Genomic DNA, 17123 nt, shown 5'->3' with positions numbered 1-17123 from the left:
CTGATCTCATTCCTGGGTTCTCTTTCACGAAATCCTCTGCCCTTCTTCAACGCAGGTTTTCGCAGCGACTTCATCGCTTGGGATCTCACCCGGCAGATAGTTAGGAAGCTGTCCGGCCGGGATGATCGCAATCAGGGCGAGACCCGCCATGATCAAGAGTCCAATCTTGAGCGCCCGCAGCCGTGCCTCAGTGTTCACCCGCACGGCTTCCGCGACCTGCTGCGGCGATCCGCTCGTGCCTTCCAGCACGGTGCGCAGGCGGTCGTTGCTGACGAAGGTGATGTTGTCGAGATCGACCTGGGCCTGCAGCTCCGGCGTCAGCACGGGACTTGCCGTGATCCTGCCGAGTGCGATGGTGCTAAGTAGACCAACCAGAAGAGCTCCTGCGACCGCGGTCCCGACTGCGGCGGCAAGATTTTGCGTCGTGCCGCGCAAGGAGCCGACGTCACCGGCGAGTGCTTTTGGAGACGCTGTCACGAGGACGTTGAACAGCAGCGTCACCAGCGAGCCCTGACCAATGCCGAACAGGAAAAGCCCGAACAGCACGGGAATTTCGCTCCAGTCGTTGCGCACGACGAAGGCGAGCCAGACCAGCGCGATAGTGCAAACCGAAAAGCCGTAGCGGCCGATCTGGCGGGGCGTTAGTCGCTCGTAGACATTGACGATCAGCATCGCCGAGAAGAAGACCGTGAGGTTGAACGGCATCATCGCAATAGCAGTCGCAAGCGGCGAACGCCCCTGCACGATCTGGATATAGAGCGGCACCGTGAAGTTCAGTGCAGCCTCTAGCGCGACCACCGCGAACAGCGCAAAGACCGCGCAACGCTCCTCCGGCGAATCGACCACCGCCAAGGCCAGCAGCGGCGTCTTGCCGGCGGCTTGCCGCCTGTGCGTCCACAGCAGGAATGCCTGGCCCAGCACGATGCCGAGCAAGATCATGACTGGGGCGGGCGAAAGGCCGAACAGATCAAACGGTGCGTTCGGGGTCGCCACCGCCAGCCCCCAGCCGTTCAGGTTGTTGAAGCCGAAGCTGATGAGGATGATCGCGGTCGCGGCGAGCACCACGCCGACGATGTCGATCTGCACGTCAGGCCGACCGTGGTCAGGTTTGAGGCGGAAGCTCATGAGAAAAACGATAGCGGACGCCGCGATCAGAATTCCGAACGCCGGCCGCCAGCCGATATAGGTTCCAAAGACGCCGCCGACCACAAACGCCAGCACACCGGCAGCCGCACGGGCCGAGCCGAGCGCACCTAGCGCGGTTGCCTGCTGGCGGCCCGCATAATTCTCGGCAATCAGCGCGACCAGCGAAGGCACGATCACCGAACCCGAGGCGCCGCACAGCGCTTGCGCGGAAATCATGACCGATGCAGACGGGCTGAACGTCATCATGAGCTGTGAGACGAAGAACAGCACCACCGCGCCGCGGAACACGTGCACCGCGCCAAACCGTTGAGCAAGCTTGGCGCCGAGCATCACGAAGCCGGCAACCAGCATGGAGTAAGCTACGATGCCTGTCGCGACCGTCGTCGGCGCGACGCCAAAGCTCTCGACCATTCCACCCATGGCGACCGGCAGCGAAGCCACGTTGAATGACATGATCATCTGGCCGAGCGCGATTGCGATCATGGGAACCCATGAGGCGCGCTCCTCCTGGTGAATGCCGCCGATCGACATTGTCTGCGTGGCCATGGCGTCCTCCAGCTTGATCGGCGTTGCGACCGGCCAGGCTATGAGCCGACCGGTCCTTTCAGCATCGGTTCACTCTTCCGGTTTCGATACGAACAGATCCATTCCCAGCCGCTGCGACAAGAACTTTGCGGCGAGTTGCCCCCGCACGCTGTTGCCGGCCGCATCGAGCGGCGGCGCGAAGGTGCCGAAGCCGCCCTTGCCTGGGGACACCGCGACGATGCCGCCGCCGATCCCGCTCTTGCCCGGCAGGCCGATGTCGTAGAGCCAGTCGCCCGAGGTCTCGTAGAGCCCGGCTGTGATCATAACAGCCAATGCGTAATGGCAGATCGAGGCATCGACGACGCGCTGCTTGGTCACCGGGTTGACGCCGCCGTCCGCAAGCGTCGCGCCCATGACTGCGAGGTCGCGCGCGCTCACATTCAGAGAGCACTGCCGGGTATAGAGATCGGTCGCTTCCTTTGCGTCGCAGTAGATGCAATCATAGCTCTCCAGCAGCCGCGCTATGCTGCGGTTGCGAAAATTGGTCTCCGACGCCGAGGCGTAGACCTCTTCGTTGAGCGGCAGCTTGCGACCGGCAAAGCGCGACAATCCGTCATGAATGAATGCCCATCGCGCCGCTGCGCTAGCGCCGGGCGCCAGGCTGGTCGTCGCAATCGCGCCGGCATTCACCATCGGGTTGGTACGGCCGCTGCCCTGCTCAATCGCGGCGAGCGAGTTGAATGGGAGACCGGTCGCGTTCGCGCCGAGCTTGGCGCGGGCCTCCTCCGGCCCGATGGCCTCGCAGACCAACGCGAACAGGAACGGTTTTGACACGCTCATGATGGAGAATTCGTAGTCGGCATCGCCAGCGCCGTAGACCTGCCCGCTTGTCGCAACGACACAGACGCCGAACAGCTCACTCGGCACGCGCGCGAGCGCGGGGTAGACCTGCGAGTTGGTTCCATCGCGATTTGATTGAAATCGTCGTTGTGCCTCGGTCACCAGCGACTGCACGGCCTCCGCGCCGGGCAGATGGCCGGTCGAGACGTAAGCCGTCTCTCGTTCGTCAGCCAGAGGACGCGCCATGGCACCACTCCGCAGAACGGATTCAACTGATGTCGGCTCCGTTCTATAACTCGACGCTCGCCGCCAGTTGATTCCCCCAACTCGAGCGAGTCAATTTACAACCACAAGGCGATTTTGCAGACCTGCCATACGACTCCACAAGAGATGCAGCGACCGCGCGATGCAGCGGGAATTTCCGGCATATGCGTAAGCCTCGCTGTCGAGCCATGTATCGAACTCTATTCAAAAGCAAATACCGACCGAGATAAGACTCAAGGTCAGATTGTAATTCGCTTGCGCTGGAGTACGATCATGCGCGGCTGCAAAGGATCATAGGGCGAAAGAGAAGCGCGAAGAAATCCACATTAGGTGAACGAGGCGTAACATGGTGGCACAAACGACTGACGGACATGTCCTGCTGGTCAAAAAGCTCGGCGGCCTCTTCGCAATCATCATCGGATGCTTGCTGACGGCAGTCGGCGTGACCTTCGAATCCAGCGGGACGACTTTCTTCGGCGTTCTCTTCCTGGTACTTGGCGCCGGTTTACTCGTGCTGAAAATCGTCAAACGAAACGAATGATCTTCGTTGCCATAGACAACTGACGCGGTTCGCTCAGGCGCCGAGCACATCGACCAGCCGCAGCTCATCGGCGGCGGGATCTTTCAAGAACAGCTCGGCCTCGATCTCGGTCAGATGCGACAGCATCTGTGCGCGCGCCGCCTCCCTGTCGCGCTTGCGGATCGCGGCGACGATGCCGGCGTGGTGATCGGTGCCGCAGGCCGGCGTGTCATGGCGGCGGTAGAGCAGGATGATGAGCGAGGAACGCGCGATCAGCTCCTTGAGGAAGCCGAGATAGATGCTGTGGCCGCCCATCTCGGCGACCAGACGGTGAAACTCGCCGGAGAGGCGGACCGAGGCGCGGGCGTCGCCGCGCAGTTCGGCCTCGCGTTCTTCGGTGAGATGGCGCTGGAGACGGTCGATCCAGGCCGGCGATACCGCGTCGATGGCGTGACCAATGATCGTCGGTTCGATCAGGCGGCGCGCCTCGAACACTTCGCGGGCATCCGCAGGCGTCGGACGTGCGACGAAGGCCCCGCGGTTCTTCTCGATGTTGACGATGCCTTCATGCGCGAGCTGTTGGAGCGCGGTGCGGACCAGGGTACGGCTGGCACCGTAGATATCGCCGATCTCGTCCTCGCCGAGCTTCGTGCCGGGTAACAGGCGGTGCTCGAGGATCGCGGCGGTCACGCCCTCCCGGATACGACTGACGCGATCGCTCGCGTCCGGCGCGTCGAATTTCGGGCGGGTCTTGGCGGCCATGGATGTCAGGCTCGATCGAGGACGTTCGGCGGCGAATGTTAGTCGACGAGCTGTATCCAATCACAGGCGAAACTTTATACAATCTTCGCCCGTTTTGTGTGCAGGTGATTGCGCAGGCGGCAGGCAGCCCCGGATCGGCCAGATTCATCTAACGATCTGACTCCGCTGCACAGTTTTGAGAAATTGACCGCCGAGAGTCGTTGGCACGGACCTTGCGGAGAGAGGCGGGAAGCATCGCCCACCGTCGGACACGCCATGGCCACTCCTGCCGCTCTCGAACTGGTTGCCGTCACCAAACGCTACGACGCGACGCTGGCGGTCGACAATATCAACCTGAAGATCCCGGCCGGCACCTATTGCTGCCTGCTCGGCCCCTCCGGCTGCGGCAAGACCTCGACCCTGCGCATGATCGCGGGCCATGAGGCGGTCAGCGAGGGCGACATCATCCTGGGCGCGCAAAACGTCACCGACCTTGAGCCCGCCAAGCGCGGCACGGCGATGATGTTTCAGTCCTATGCGCTGTTTCCGCATCTCAGCGTCATCGATAACGTCGCTTTTGCGCTGAAGATGCGTGGCATCGACAAGCCGACGCGCCACAAGCGCGCCGGCGAATTGCTCGAACTGGTGGCGATGAGCCCCTATGCCGGACGCCTGCCCGCACAGCTGTCCGGCGGCCAGCAGCAGCGCGTGGCACTCGCCCGCGCGCTGATCACCGAGCCGCAGATTCTGCTGCTCGACGAGCCGCTCTCTGCGCTCGATCCCTTCCTGCGGGTGAAAATGCGGGGCGAATTGAAGCGGCTGCAGCGCGAGCTCGGCATCAGCTTCATCCAGGTCACCCACGGCCAGGAAGAGGCGATGGCGCTCGCCGACCACATCGTGGTGATGAACCACGGCCGGATCGAGCAGCAGGGCACCGCGCGCGAGATATTCCACCGTCCCCGCACCGAATTCGTGGCGCGCTTCATAGGTGGCCATAACGTGCTCAACGATTCCGGCAAGCTGATCGCGGTGCGCGCCGATCAGCTCGGCATCGTCCCGTTCACCGACGGCGCCTTCGGCGCGCCGGCGCTTTTGACCCAGACCGAGTACCAGGGCTCCTTCATCGCTGTCTCGCTCACGCTCGACGATGGCACCGCCCTGTTCTCCCACGTTCCCGAGGCCACCTTCGACGTCCACCCGTTCCGTCCGGGCGATCGCGTGCTGGCCACCTGGGATCCCGCCAAGGCGCAACGCCTGCAATAGCGCCGATCGATCACCGGAATGCGCAACAGAGGAGTGACTGATATGACCGAGAGTACCTGGACGAAGGACGTCAGCCGCCGCACGCTGCTCAAGGGCACTGCAGGTCTTGCCGGCCTCGCCGCCGGCTCCGGCGCGATCACCGGCTTTCCATATGTGAAGTCGGCCGATGCGAAGGTGCTGCGCTATCTCGGCACCGCCGTAAACGAAGGCGACGACATCTCCAAGCAATGCCTGAAGGACACCGGCATCAAGATCGAATACATCACCGCGACCACCGACGACGTCACCAAGCGCGTGATGACCCAACCGAACTCCTTCGACGTGCTCGACACCGAATATTTCTCGCTCAAGAAGATCGTGCCGTCCGGCAACATCCTTGCCCTCGACGCCAAGAAGATCAAGGAATTCGACAACATCACGCCGGTCTTCACCAAGGGCGAGACGCCCGGCGGCAAGAAGATCGGCGGCCAGGGCACCGCGCCCTGGAAGGTGCTCTATCTCGAAGGCAAGGACTCCAAGAAGTTCGCGACGTCGGCGACCGAATTCGTCACGTTGATTCCGACCGTCTACAACGCCGACACGCTCGGCATCCGTCCCGACCTGATCAAGCGCCCCATCAGCTCGTGGTCCGAGCTGCTCAATCCCGAATTCAAAGGCAAGGCTTCGATCCTCAACATTCCCTCCATCGGCATCATGGACGCCGCGATGGTCGTGGAGGCCTCCGGCAAGTACAAATATGCCGACAAGGGCAACATGACCAAGGAAGAGATCGACCTCACCATGAAGGTGATGACCGAAGCCAAGAAGGCCGGCCAGTTCCGTGCCTTCTGGAAAGACTTCAACGAGAGCGTCAACCTGATGGCTTCGGGCGAGACCGTGATCCAGTCGATGTGGTCGCCGGCGGTGACGAAGGTGCGCTCGATGGGCATTCCCTGCACCTTCCAGCCGCTGAAGGAAGGCTACCGCTCTTGGGCCTCGGGCTTCTGCGTCTCCAAGGGCGTCTCGGGTCCCAAGCTCGAATGGGCCTATGAGTTCGTGAACTGGTTCTTGTCCGGCTACGCCGGCGCCTACCTCAACCGCCAGGGCTACTACTCTGCCGTGCTCTCCACCGCGAAGGCCAACATGGAGCCTTACGAATGGGCCTACTGGATGGAGGGCAAGCCGGCCGAAAAGGACATCAAGGCGCCCGACGGCTCGCTGCTCGAGAAGGCTGGCGCCGTGCGTGACGGCGGCTCCTACGAGGACCGCATGGGCGGCGTCGCCTGCTGGAACGCCGTGATGGACGAGAACGACTACATGGTCCGCAAATGGAATGAGTTCATCGCGGCGTAATGGACATGTCGGAAGAGGTCCTGCAACAGGCGGCCCCGGGCTTGATCCCGGGGTCGGGCACAGCGCGCGCCGCAAAACTGACGCGCCTGTCCCCGTCCTTCATCTCCTGGCTCCAGGCCGGGCCGATGATGCTGGTGTTTCTCGCCTTCTTCCTCATCCCGCTCGTCTTCGTCGTCATCGTCTCGTTCTGGGACTACAACGAATACCAGCTGCTGCCGGCCTTCTCGGGCCGCGGCTACACCGACACGTTCGAAGGCTGCATCGCGCAGCTCCCCGATCTCTGCACAATCGGGCGCACCTACGTGATGACGCTGAAGCTGTGCTTCATGGTCTGGGCCATCACGCTCTTCATCGGCTTCTGGGTCGCCTACTTCCTCGCCTTCCACGTCAAGTCCAAGACCTGGCAGATGGGATTGTCGCTGCTGTGCACGATCCCGTTCTGGACCTCCAACGTCATCCGCATGATCGCCTGGATCCCGTTGCTGGGCCGCAACGGCCTGGTCAATTCCGGCCTTGTCAAAGCAGGACTTATCAACCAGCCACTGGAATGGCTGCTGTTCTCCGAATTCTCCGTGGTGTTGGCGCTGGTCCACCTCTTCACCTTCTTCATGGTGGTGCCGATCTTCAATTCGATGGTGCGCATCGACAAGTCGCTGATCGAGGCCGCCTATGACGCCGGCGCGAGCGGCTTCCAGACGCTGGTCAACGTCATCATCCCGCTGGCAAAGCCCGGCATCGTGATCGGCTCGATCTTCGTCATCACCATCGTGATGGGCGACTTCATCACCATCGGCGTGATGGGCGGCCAGCAGATCGCCGCCGCCGGCAAGATCATCGAGACGCGGGTGAACGCGCTGCAATTCCCGGCCGCCGCGGCGAACGCCGTCATCCTGCTCGCGATCACCTTCTTGATCATCACCATGATGTCGCGCATCGTCGACATCAAGAAGGAGCTCTAGAGCATGACGGAAGGACGCCCGCGCTCTTTCTACGTGCTCGCGATCTTCTTCGCGGCCTATGTGCTGTTTCTCTATGGCCCGATGATCGCGATCTACGTGCTGTCCTTCCAGGGGCCGCAGGGCGGCCTCACTTTCCCGATGAATGGCATATCGACCTTCTGGATCGCGAAGCTGTTCCAGGGCACCGGCATCGTCGATCTCGGTGCGGCTTTCCGCCGCTCGCTGCTGCTCGGCATCATCGTGATGATCCTCACGGTCGTGCTGTCAGTCGCCGCCGGCATGGCCTTCCGCCGCAAGTTCAGGGCGCAGAGCATCCTGTTCTATTCGGCGATCGCAAGCCTGATCGTGCCCTCGATCATCACCTCGCTCGGCATATCGCTAGAATTCCGCATTATCGACGACTTGATCAAGGCGCATTGGAACGAAAACTTCGAGACCTCGATGGGCCTGCTCACTTCGGGCCTCGGTGCCCACCTGACCTGGACGCTGCCGTTTGGCCTCTTGATCATGTTCGCGATCTTCAACCGCTTCGACCCCAGGCTCGAGGAAGCCGCACGCGATCTCGGCGCGACGCCGTGGCAGACGTTCCGCCACGTCGTGCTGCCGATCATATTGCCATCCGTGATCGGCATTGGCCTATTCGGCTTCACGCTATCCTGGGACGAACTCGCCCGCTCGAGCCAGGCAATCGGAGCTGTTAATACATTGCCGCTGGATCTGCAGGGCCTCACCACCACCGTGACGAACCCGGACATTTATGCTCTCGGCACTATCATCTCCGCCGTCTCGTTCACGGTGATCGCTCTTGCGCTCGGCACCATCCACATGCTCAACAAGCGGCAGGCGGCCAAGGGCTCGGACGCTGGCAAGGGACTTGTCTGATCCGATGCGGCTTCACGTCGTCAATCCCAATACCACTGTTGCGATGACGACGAAGATCGCCGCTGCCGCGGGCTCCGTTGCCCTGCCCGGCACCGTGATCGATGCGCGCCAGCCGGCGATGGGCCCGGTCTCGATCGAGGGATTTTACGACGAGGCCTTTGCCGTCCCCGGCATGCTCGGCTGCATCCGCGAGGCTGATCGCGACGGCGCGGATGCGCACGTCATTGCCTGTTTCGATGACACCGGCCTCGACGCGGCGCGCGCTGCCGCGAAGGCCCCAGTGATCGGCATCGGCGAAGCCGGCTTTCATATGGCAAGCCTGATCGCGGCGCGCTTTGCCGTGGTGACGACGCTCGCTGTCTCCATCGTGCCGATCGAACATAACTTGCGAAAATACGGTCTCGCCGAACGCTGTGCCCGCGTGCGCACCGCCGAGGTGCCCGTGCTCGCGCTCGAGGAGCGCAATGCCGATGCCCTCGGCAGGATCTCCGCGGAGATCTCGGCCGCGATCCGTGATGACCGCGCCGAAGCCATCGTGCTCGGCTGCGCCGGCATGGCTGATCTCGCCGCCGGGCTCGCCGCCGCGCACGGCCTGCCCGTTGTCGACGGCGTCGCGGCCGCCGTGACGCTGGCGGAATCAGTGGTGCGGCTCGGGCTAACGACGTCCCGGCTCGGGCCCTATGCCGCGCCGCGCTCGAAGACCTATTCCGGGCCATTTTCGCAATTTCAGCCCTGATCCGTGCTCCCGACGGGCCTTGGGACGCTTCAACTCCCGCTGATTGCTGGTTTTTTTGCCCTTAGCCTCTTTTTGGTCCCATTCCTTGCCGAAACGTAAGGCTTTCGGGACGCCCCGGTGATCCTCTGGGTTGCCGGTCTTCGCCACTCACCAAGTTTCAATTTGGGTTTTGTCAGCGATGATCGATCTCGCACAGGACACACCATCCGCCCCTCTCCTTCGCCTCGGCGCCCAGCCGATCGCGCTGACCGCGGCCGCGCTTCTCCTGCTGATCGCCGGCGTGACCTCCATCGCGGCCTGGCGTGCCTATACCGGCGCGGCACCGGAGACCGACCGGCTGGTAGCATCGCGGCAGCTCCAGGCCCGCACCGCACAGGCGTCCGAGCAACTCGTCGAGAAGACCAAAGGGCTGGAGGCGACCCAGCAGGAATCGATCGATCAGCTCCAGGTCGTGCAGGACCAGCTCCAGACCATGAAGCGGCTGATGGCGGCGCAGCAGGCCGACACCAAGCGCCTGTCCGAGCAGGTCGCGGCGCTGAGTGAGTCCGTCGACGGCTTACGGCAATCCTTTGCCAGCGCCCGGGCCAGCGAGGCCGAAACAAACTCGGTTACCCGCAGGAAACCGGCGCGGCACCGCGTTCAAGCCAGCGCGGGCAAGCGGTCGCGCGGCTGAGCAACTCACGATACCGGCGAATTTTTTCGACTTGTGAACTGGATCACATTCGCGCGTGTGATTCCGCGCGATGCTTGCGATACCGGATGGCGTGAGCCGATTTCAATGTCCGGGGCTGGCAAGGTCGTTGACGGTATACTGCGTCAACGGCCTTGTTTTTTGGTGGGCCGGCTACTCGCCAGGGATGCTATTCGCAGACATCCACGCGGCGGTATCGCCATCCCGCAGGCGTCATGACCCGCTTGCGAACGACGTAGCAGCCGCCGTAACCATCGTCATAGCCGGCACCATAATAATAAGGGCTGCCGTAATACGGATAGCGATAGCCATAATAAGCGCCGTAATAGCCGGCGCCGGCAAGCCCCGCTCCGATCGCGACGCCCGGCCAGAAGCCGCCGCCGTGCCAATGGCCGTGGCCGCCATGGCCCCAACCGCCACCGCCCCAGCCGCCATGACCGAATCCGCGCGCCTCGGCCACTTGCGGCGCCGACAGTCCGACCGCCGCGACGGTCACGGCCGCCATGATCATCTTGCCTAACACCACTCGATCCTCCGCGTGGATACGCTCCACGCTTCAAAGCAGGATCAAGCTAACGTCACTTCGACATTTCTGACAGCCGCGCTGTCTCACTTCCGCGCGAGCGTCAGCAGCCCCGGCAGATGCTTTTCATCTTCTTGTCGAGCAGCCGGTTCTCGGCGTTGACGGTGGCATCAGCCGCCCCACCTGCGCCACCGCCGGTGGCGACTCCGGAGCCCGGGCCGGATGATTGAGCCGTACCCAGGCTGTTGGTCCCGGGCGGCGGAGCCGGCGAGTTGGCGATACCCCCCGTCGGTCCCGCGGAGCTTCCAGTCGATCCCACAGAACCTCCGGTCGAGCTCGCAGAGCCTCCGGTCGATCCGGCAGAGCCGCCGGTCGCTTGCGCGAACGATACGGCCGGAATCGCCGCGAGTGCGAGGATCACCATCATGGTCTTGGTTGCGGACGATCTGGCAGACATTGGAAATTCTCCTTTGCCGGTCAACCGCTGCCGCGATCACCTGTTCCGGAACAAATGCCCTCACATCAGCTTGAAAGCGAGGAGGCCAAATCACGATGAACCATCGCGACCCCTTTGCTGAAGGCGAACGCGCTGCGCGCGAAAGCATCCCGGCAGAAGCCAATCCCTATTCAGACGGCAGCGACGAGCATGCGCTATGGGCCGCCGGCCACGAGAAGGTGGCAGGCGCGATCGAGGCGGGCGAAGCCGAGGGCATGTGACGAGAGGTCGTCTGCAGCCGCACCGGCTGGACCGACACGGGCGGCGGGCATCTCAGCCGATCCGCTTCAAGCCCTTCTTGAAGCGGGGACCGTTGGCCACGTAGAACTTGGCCGCACTCCCCATCTTCTGGACCTGGGCGTCTTCGAGCGTGCGGATCACGCGCGCCGGCGAGCCGATGATCAGCGAGCGCTCGGGAAACGCCTTGCCCTCGGTGATGACGGAGCCGGCGCCGACGATGCTGTTGCGGCCGATCTTCGCGCCGTTCATCACGATCGCGCCCATGCCGACGAGCGCGCCCTCCTCGATGGTGCAGCCGTGCAGGATGACGTTGTGGCCAACCGTGCAGTTCCTGCCGACGTGAAGCGGGAAGCCGAGATCGGTGTGACAGGTCGAGCCGTCCTGCACGTTGGCGCCTTCGCCGATCTCGATCCATTCATTGTCGCCGCGAAGCACCGCGCCGAACCAGACGCTCGCGCCCGGCTTCAGGCGCACACGGCCGATCACGGTGGCGGTCTCCGCGATGAAATAATTGCCGTCGGCGGGAAGATCGGGCGCCTGCCCGTCGAGCTCGTAGATCGCCATGGAGGTCTCCTGTCAGGATGATCCTGGCATAGCGAAACGGCGGCCTGGACGCAAAGGCGCCGCCACGCAGAGCGTCCAGTCGCGCCGGAGGCGTCAGCCCAGCACGCCGGCTGCGCGCAGCGTCATCAGGAAGAAGGTGCCGCTCATCATGCTCCAGAAGCCGGCAATGAGGGTCGCCATCATCACGAATTCGGCGCGGCGGGTTTCCACACGGATGCCGCGGAGCGTGTTGCGCATGATGATGAAGGGCGCCGCGAAGACCAGGAACGGCACGGCCGCGAAGGTCTTCGGCGCGACGCCGTCCTGCAACAAGCCGAAGCCGGCGGGACGCTGCGCGAACGCCTGGTATCCGTTCACGAGCGCGCCCGCGAGCGCGAAACCGATGCAGATCGAGAAGAAGGTATTGAGAGCTTCAGGTGTCATCGGAACGGTCCGCCCTTACGCGACGCTGGCGCCTACCTGTGACAAATCGTGCCGGTTAACGCTACATTATCCTTAAGGGAAGGTTAACGCCGCCGGCCAGCCCGTGCAGGGGCCCTCCCGCTCTCCGCAGGCGGGGAGCGCTGCGCGAAATCGCCGCCACATGGCATATTCGCCGCTGATTCGTCGGCCAGCGGCCGACTGCGGCTTACCTTGCGCTAGCTCATGACGGTGTTTTCGGCAGCCTCGCCTCGCTCTCCCCGGACGCGCACCCGCGCGCACGTCGTCCCGATCGCGCTCGGCGGCGCGGCGGCGGCCTGCGCGGTCGCGCTCGTTGCCTATTTGCTGTGGCCGACCTGGGGCACGCGCGGTGCGAACGCCCCGGACAAGCTGCCGGTGAGCGTCGGCGGCACGCTGTTCAACCTGCCTGTGACGGCGATCCGGATGAAGATCCAGCGGCACTCAGGGCCGCAGGAGCGCATCGATCTCGATTTCCTCTATCCCTCGCTGGAACCGCCCGGCGCTCCGAAGCACGTCACCGCCGATACCGTGGAGGCGGCGGTGCAGTCGATCGACCGCATCTTCCTGTCGATCGCGGCCCATCACGATGCACTCGCGCCCGAGCAGCGAACGGCCACGATCTATCCGCGCTATCTCGACCGGGCCGCGACGATGCCCCAAGAGGGCCTGACGATGCGGATGTTTCGCGCTGAGACCCCTTACGGCAGCGAGGATCTCTATTCCGCCGCAAGTCCGGCGCTGACCTCACGCTGCACCCGCGATGCGGCCACTCCCGGCATGTGCCTCTCCGAGCGCCGCGTCGGCGGCGCCGACCTCACCTTCCGCTTTCCGCGAAGCTGGCTGTCGCAGTGGCGGGACGTGGCGGAGGCGATGGAGAAGCTGACCGCGCAGCTGCGCGGGCCGAGGGGCTGAGCGGGGCCTCGGCTCGAAGGGACGGGCTGGAGCCTCCCAAACAAAAACCGCGAAAACAACCCCATGCACAGTAGCCAAGCACTGGGGGCATCGAGCTTTTTCGTATTTTTCGAATCGCAACTTGACCTGTCGGGCAAAACAGGGGCATGATGTCATCATGCTTTTCCTGCAGCTCGGCGCTTGCCTCCATCCCGGCGCGTGCGCGCATCGTGGAGCACACTGATCGCGACATGGTCGTGCAGCCGACCTCATCGAGGCCGACAGCGTCATCGTCGCTGACGCCATGACGCGCGGCTGCGAATTCTTGACGAGAGATAGAGTTACGGGCCCGCGAAGCTAGCATCGTCACTGCGAGCCAACGGGGCCGCGCTTGCGCGGACCCGTTGGCTCGCAATGACGTGTCACCACTATTCCTGATCGACGAGATCGTCCTCGAGGATCGCCATCTGGAACTGGAACGAGCGATCGTCGTCCTCATCGTCGACGAAGAGCACGCCGATGAACTCCTCGCCGATATAGACCTCGGCGGAATCGTCCTTCTTCGGCCGCGGCACGACGCGAATCTTGGGATTGCCGAATACGCGCTTCAGATACGCATCGAGCTTTCTCACTTCCTTGACGTCCACGGCAAGTCTCCAATCGAAATCTAACTTGGCGGGGTTTACGACGAGACGCGACGAACCGCCAGCATGAATTGCCAACGTAATTTGGGACGGAAAGGGCCGGAAAATCCTGTTCCGATCAACGAAGATCAAAGTCCCATCGCGTTGATCATCTGATCCATGGTGCGCGACGGCTCGGCGCAGCCGGCTTCACCGACGATCTTGGCGGGGACGCCCGCAACCGTGACGTTGTGCGGTACCGGCTTGACCACGACCGAGCCGGCGGCAATGCGTGCGCAATGGCCGATCTCAATGTTGCCGAGGATCTTTGCGCCGGCGCCGATCAGCACGCCATGGCGGATCTTCGGATGACGGTCCTCGTTCTCCTTGCCGGTGCCGCCGAGCGTGACACCGTGCAGGATCGAGACGTCGTCCTCGATGACAGCCGTCTCACCGCAGACGAAACCGGTGGCGTGGTCAAGGAAGATGCCGCGGCCGATGCGCGCTGCGGGATTGATATCGGTCTGGAACACCGCCGAGGCGCGGCTCTGGAGGTAGTATGCGAAATCCTTGCGGCCCTTTAGATAGAGCCAATGCGCCAAGCGATGGGTCTGGATCGCATGAAAGCCCTTGAAGTAGAGCAAGGGATCGATGAAGCGCGAAGTCGCGGGATCGCGGTCGTAGACGGCGACGAGATCGGCGCGGAAGGCGTTGCCGAGATCGGGATCGTCGCGCAGCGCCTCGTCATAGGTCTGGCGCACAAGATCGCCCGACAGCGCGGAGTGATCGAGCCGGTCGGCGAGACGGTGAATCACGGAATCTTCCAGGCGACTGTGATGCAGCACCGTCGAATAGATGAAGGTGGCAAGCTCGGGCTCGCGATGGACGATGTCTTCCGCCTCGCCCCGGATCCGCTCCCAGATCGGATCGAGCGATGCGAGCTTTCCTCCCGGATTGACCTGATGCACTGACATGGGATCTGCTCTTTCGAATGGGCTCGTTTTGTTGGTTCTATAGCACAGTCTAGGCGACAAAGTCCTGACCGGCTTGCCTGAGAGTGAACAGTGCTTTGCCTCGCCACACCAAGCCAATGTACTGATATACAAGACTTTCTTCTGACGCCCCCAAGCGGCAAGGTCGGCTCAAGGTGGTCAGAGTTTTGCCAAATTCAAGCCGGGCCGCGTCAAACTATTGGTGAATTCTCCCCCAACCGTTATTGCGGGCATGGTCCGAGCGAGGACGGAGCAGATTTGAGCATCACCACCGACCAATTGCGCGCGCGCGCCGCTGACACGTTCTGGCTGCGGCTGGCCGCAATGGCCCTGCCCCTCCTGATGATCGCGCCGGCGTTCTGGAACGGCTATCCCTTGTTGCAATGGGATACCGGCGGCTATCTGGCCCGCTGGTACGAGGGCTATCTCGTCCCCAGCCGCTCCACCGTGTTCGGCCTCTATCTGCACTATGGCGAGGGTTTTGGTTTCTGGCTCAACCTCGCGGTCCAGTCGCTGGCGACGCTGTGGCTGTTGCAGCTCAGCTTGCGCGTGCTCGGCCTGATGCAGACCTTCCGCTTCGTCGCGATCAGTCTGCTCCTGATCCTGTCGACCGCCCTGCCCTGGCTGGCCAGCATGCTGCTCACCGACATCTTTGCGGGACTGTCGGTGCTGTCGCTGTTCCTCCTGGTCATCGGACGACACCGCACCTCGGTGCCCGAAAAAATCGCGCTGTTCGTCTTCACCGCCTTTGCCGCAGCGACCCACAGCGCGACGCTCGGCGTGCTGCTCGGTCTGTGCGCCGCCGGCTGGATGGCGCGGCCGCTCCTTGGGCGTCGCCTTCCGCTTGCGGGACTTGCGCTGGCGAGTCTCAGCATCGTCGCGGGCGGCCTGATGCTGATGTCGGCGAATTATGCGCTGTCGGGCAAATGGACCTGGACGCCCGGCGGCTATGGCGTCGCCTTCGGTCGCATGATGCAGGACGGCATCGTGGCGCGCTATCTCAACGACCATTGCCCGCGCGAACACTACAAGCTCTGCCCCTATCGCAACGAGCTGCCGGCGAGCGCCGACGAGTTTCTGTGGGGCAAAAGCATGTTCAACACCCTCGGCCGCTTCGATGGGCTGAACGAGGAGATGGGCTACATCGTCGTGCATTCACTCGCGGACTATCCGGCCTGGCAGGCCGGCGCGGCGCTGCGGGCGATCGGGCAACAATTGCTGCATGTCGCAACCGGCGAAGGCACCAACGGCTGGATTCCGCACACCTACGGCATCATCGAACGTTACGTGCCTTCGCAAGTCGCGCCGATGCGCGCGGCGCGACAGCAGCACTGGGCCGTCAATTTCGACGACGTCAACTGGCTGCATATCCCCGTCGCGCTGGCCTCGATGGCGGGACTTGTCGTGCTGCTGGTGCATGCGCTCGCCAAGCGCCGGCTCGACGATCTGACGCTGCTGGCAGCAACCGTGTCGCTGGCGCTGCTCGGTAATGCCTTCATCTGCGGCGTGATCTCGGGCCCGCACGACCGCTATGGCGCGCGGATGGCGTGGCTTGCGACCTTCGTGGTGCTGACGGCTCTGTTTCGCTCATTCGGCGACGACGCGCTGGCGGATGAGACCTCAGCCGCGGCGTGAGAGGAAATCGAGCACGCCGGTCTTGTAGACCTTGTCGCCGACCGCACGCATGTGATCGCGGCCCGGGATGTCGAGCACTTGCGCGCCCGGGATGATCGCACCGAGTGCGCCGGCAGATCCTGCGACATCGTCGGCGGTGCCGACCGCGATCAGCACCGGCACCTCGATGCGTGCAGCCTGCTGCCTCGTCATGAGATCGCGCGTGCCGCGGAGGCAGGCGGCGAGTGCACGACGGTCCGAGCGGGTCTGATCGGCGAAGGCGCGGAAGGTGCGCCCAACGGGATCGGTGACGTCGTCGAGCGAGGGTGCCTCCAGCGCCTTGGCGACGTTTTCGCCGGGGCCGGTGCCCTCGATCAGACCGCCGATGCCGATGCCGCCGAGGATCGCCGAGCGCAGGCGCTGCGCCTCGTGGAGCGCAAGCCACGCCGCCATCCGTCCACCCATCGAATAGCCCATAATGTCGGCCTGGGGGATCGCGAGATGATCCATCAGTGCCAGTACGTCGCCGGCCATGGCCGGGATCGAGTATTGCTGGGGCTCGTAGAGCTTCGCACTCTCGCCGTGGCCGCGATTGTCGAGTGCGATGACACGGCGGCCGTTCTTGCGCAGTTCCGAGACCCAGGTCGGATAGACCCAGTTCACGTTCTTGCTGGAGGCAAAGCCGTGCACGAGAATGATCGGGTCGCCCTCACCTTCGTCGAGATAGGCAATTTCAACGGCGCCGTTGTGGAAGCTCGGCATCATCAGTTCCGCAGGTCTTGAGGGGAAAAGTCGATCTTAGAGCACGATCCGGACAAGTGTGCAGCGGGTTTTTCCGCT

At 63.4% G+C, this 17123-nt stretch carries 20 protein-coding genes; 10 read left to right on the top strand and 10 right to left on the bottom strand.

The genetic code is table 11. The annotated features are described in order from the left end of the window. Nucleotides 1-24: 24 nt before the first annotated feature. Nucleotides 25-1692, bottom strand: a complete 1668-nt coding sequence (locus IVB12_RS05360; protein WP_247296351.1) for an MFS transporter — start codon at nt 1690-1692, stop codon at nt 25-27. Between the two features lie 69 nt (nt 1693-1761). Beyond that, nucleotides 1762-2757: a glutaminase A gene (glsA, locus tag IVB12_RS05355; protein WP_247296349.1), complete on the bottom strand. Its 996-nt coding sequence runs from the start codon at nt 2755-2757 to the stop codon at nt 1762-1764. Between the two features lie 364 nt (nt 2758-3121). Here glsA and IVB12_RS05350 point away from each other — a divergent pair, with 364 nt between their 5' ends. Continuing rightward, nucleotides 3122-3316: a hypothetical protein gene (locus IVB12_RS05350; RefSeq protein ID WP_247296348.1), complete on the top strand. Its 195-nt coding sequence runs from the start codon at nt 3122-3124 to the stop codon at nt 3314-3316. A 33-nt stretch (nt 3317-3349) separates the two neighbouring features. Here the strand turns inward: IVB12_RS05350 and IVB12_RS05345 are convergent, their stop codons facing one another. Next, on the bottom strand, nt 3350-4057 hold the full coding sequence (locus tag IVB12_RS05345; protein WP_247296345.1) for a GntR family transcriptional regulator: 708 nt from the start codon (nt 4055-4057) through the stop codon (nt 3350-3352). 255 nt (nt 4058-4312) lie between these two features. Here IVB12_RS05345 and IVB12_RS05340 point away from each other — a divergent pair, with 255 nt between their 5' ends. The 6 genes from IVB12_RS05340 to IVB12_RS05315 all read left to right on the top strand — a co-directional run bounded on the left by IVB12_RS05340 (nt 4313) and on the right by IVB12_RS05315 (nt 9881). After that, a complete protein-coding gene (locus IVB12_RS05340; RefSeq protein WP_247296343.1) occupies nt 4313-5299 on the top strand; it encodes an ABC transporter ATP-binding protein in 987 nt (328 codons plus the stop codon). A 42-nt stretch (nt 5300-5341) separates the two neighbouring features. After that, complete coding sequence (locus IVB12_RS05335; RefSeq protein WP_247296340.1) at nt 5342-6631, top strand: extracellular solute-binding protein; 1290 nt, start codon at nt 5342-5344, stop codon at nt 6629-6631. Further along, nucleotides 6631-7590, top strand: coding sequence for an ABC transporter permease (locus IVB12_RS05330; protein ID WP_247280108.1), 960 nt, complete (start codon nt 6631-6633; stop codon nt 7588-7590). The genes IVB12_RS05335 and IVB12_RS05330 overlap by 1 nt, the downstream gene beginning before the upstream one ends. Before the next feature lie 3 nt (nt 7591-7593). Beyond that, a complete protein-coding gene (locus tag IVB12_RS05325) occupies nt 7594-8472 on the top strand; it encodes an ABC transporter permease (RefSeq protein ID WP_247296337.1) in 879 nt (292 codons plus the stop codon). A gap of 4 nt (nt 8473-8476) precedes the next feature. Next, complete coding sequence (locus tag IVB12_RS05320; protein ID WP_247296451.1) at nt 8477-9208, top strand: aspartate/glutamate racemase family protein; 732 nt, start codon at nt 8477-8479, stop codon at nt 9206-9208. 178 nt (nt 9209-9386) lie between these two features. Further along, complete coding sequence (locus IVB12_RS05315; protein WP_247296334.1) at nt 9387-9881, top strand: hypothetical protein; 495 nt, start codon at nt 9387-9389, stop codon at nt 9879-9881. Nucleotides 9882-10068: 187 nt separating this feature from the next. On the opposite strand, the gene IVB12_RS05310 is transcribed toward IVB12_RS05315, so the two are convergent. After that, the gene (locus IVB12_RS05310) at nt 10069-10422 is read right to left on the bottom strand and encodes a hypothetical protein (RefSeq protein ID WP_247296332.1); all 354 of its coding nucleotides are present in this window, start codon (nt 10420-10422) and stop codon (nt 10069-10071) included. A gap of 103 nt (nt 10423-10525) precedes the next feature. Further along, nucleotides 10526-10879 carry a hypothetical protein gene (locus tag IVB12_RS05305; RefSeq protein ID WP_247296329.1) on the bottom strand — a complete coding sequence of 118 codons (354 nt, stop codon included), beginning with the start codon at nt 10877-10879 and terminating at the stop codon, nt 10526-10528. Between the two features lie 95 nt (nt 10880-10974). On the opposite strand from IVB12_RS05305, the gene IVB12_RS05300 reads away from it, so the two are divergent. Continuing rightward, nucleotides 10975-11139, top strand: a complete 165-nt coding sequence (locus tag IVB12_RS05300) for a hypothetical protein (protein ID WP_247296327.1) — start codon at nt 10975-10977, stop codon at nt 11137-11139. A gap of 52 nt (nt 11140-11191) precedes the next feature. Here the strand turns inward: IVB12_RS05300 and IVB12_RS05295 are convergent, their stop codons facing one another. Both IVB12_RS05295 and IVB12_RS05290 read right to left on the bottom strand, forming a co-directional pair. Continuing rightward, a complete protein-coding gene (locus IVB12_RS05295) occupies nt 11192-11722 on the bottom strand; it encodes a gamma carbonic anhydrase family protein (protein ID WP_247296326.1) in 531 nt (176 codons plus the stop codon). A gap of 93 nt (nt 11723-11815) precedes the next feature. After that, the gene (locus tag IVB12_RS05290) at nt 11816-12145 is read right to left on the bottom strand and encodes a hypothetical protein (RefSeq protein ID WP_247280070.1); all 330 of its coding nucleotides are present in this window, start codon (nt 12143-12145) and stop codon (nt 11816-11818) included. A 222-nt stretch (nt 12146-12367) separates the two neighbouring features. On the opposite strand from IVB12_RS05290, the gene IVB12_RS05285 reads away from it, so the two are divergent. Continuing rightward, entirely contained in the window at nt 12368-13075 is a 708-nt protein-coding gene (locus IVB12_RS05285) for a hypothetical protein (RefSeq protein ID WP_247296323.1), read from the top strand. Nucleotides 13076-13482: 407 nt separating this feature from the next. On the opposite strand, the gene IVB12_RS05280 is transcribed toward IVB12_RS05285, so the two are convergent. Together IVB12_RS05280 and cysE are read right to left on the bottom strand one after the other, a co-directional pair. Further along, nucleotides 13483-13701, bottom strand: coding sequence for a DUF3126 family protein (locus tag IVB12_RS05280; protein WP_007602550.1), 219 nt, complete (start codon nt 13699-13701; stop codon nt 13483-13485). 125 nt (nt 13702-13826) lie between these two features. Continuing rightward, nucleotides 13827-14651, bottom strand: a complete 825-nt coding sequence (cysE, locus tag IVB12_RS05275; protein ID WP_247296321.1) for a serine O-acetyltransferase — start codon at nt 14649-14651, stop codon at nt 13827-13829. Between the two features lie 276 nt (nt 14652-14927). On the opposite strand from cysE, the gene IVB12_RS05270 reads away from it, so the two are divergent. Continuing rightward, nucleotides 14928-16304: a hypothetical protein gene (locus IVB12_RS05270; RefSeq protein WP_247296319.1), complete on the top strand. Its 1377-nt coding sequence runs from the start codon at nt 14928-14930 to the stop codon at nt 16302-16304. Here IVB12_RS05270 and IVB12_RS05265 read toward each other — a convergent pair. After that, the gene (locus tag IVB12_RS05265) at nt 16290-17045 is read right to left on the bottom strand and encodes an alpha/beta hydrolase (RefSeq protein ID WP_247296317.1); all 756 of its coding nucleotides are present in this window, start codon (nt 17043-17045) and stop codon (nt 16290-16292) included. The two genes, IVB12_RS05270 and IVB12_RS05265, sit on opposite strands and share 15 nt — an antisense overlap. Between the last annotated feature and the right edge of the window lie 78 nt (nt 17046-17123).

This window comes from Bradyrhizobium sp. 179, from assembly GCF_023073535.1.
Lineage (GTDB): Bacteria > Pseudomonadota > Alphaproteobacteria > Rhizobiales > Xanthobacteraceae > Bradyrhizobium.
The sequence above is the reverse complement of the archived record's forward strand: the minus strand, read 5'-3'. Positions and strand labels throughout refer to the sequence as shown.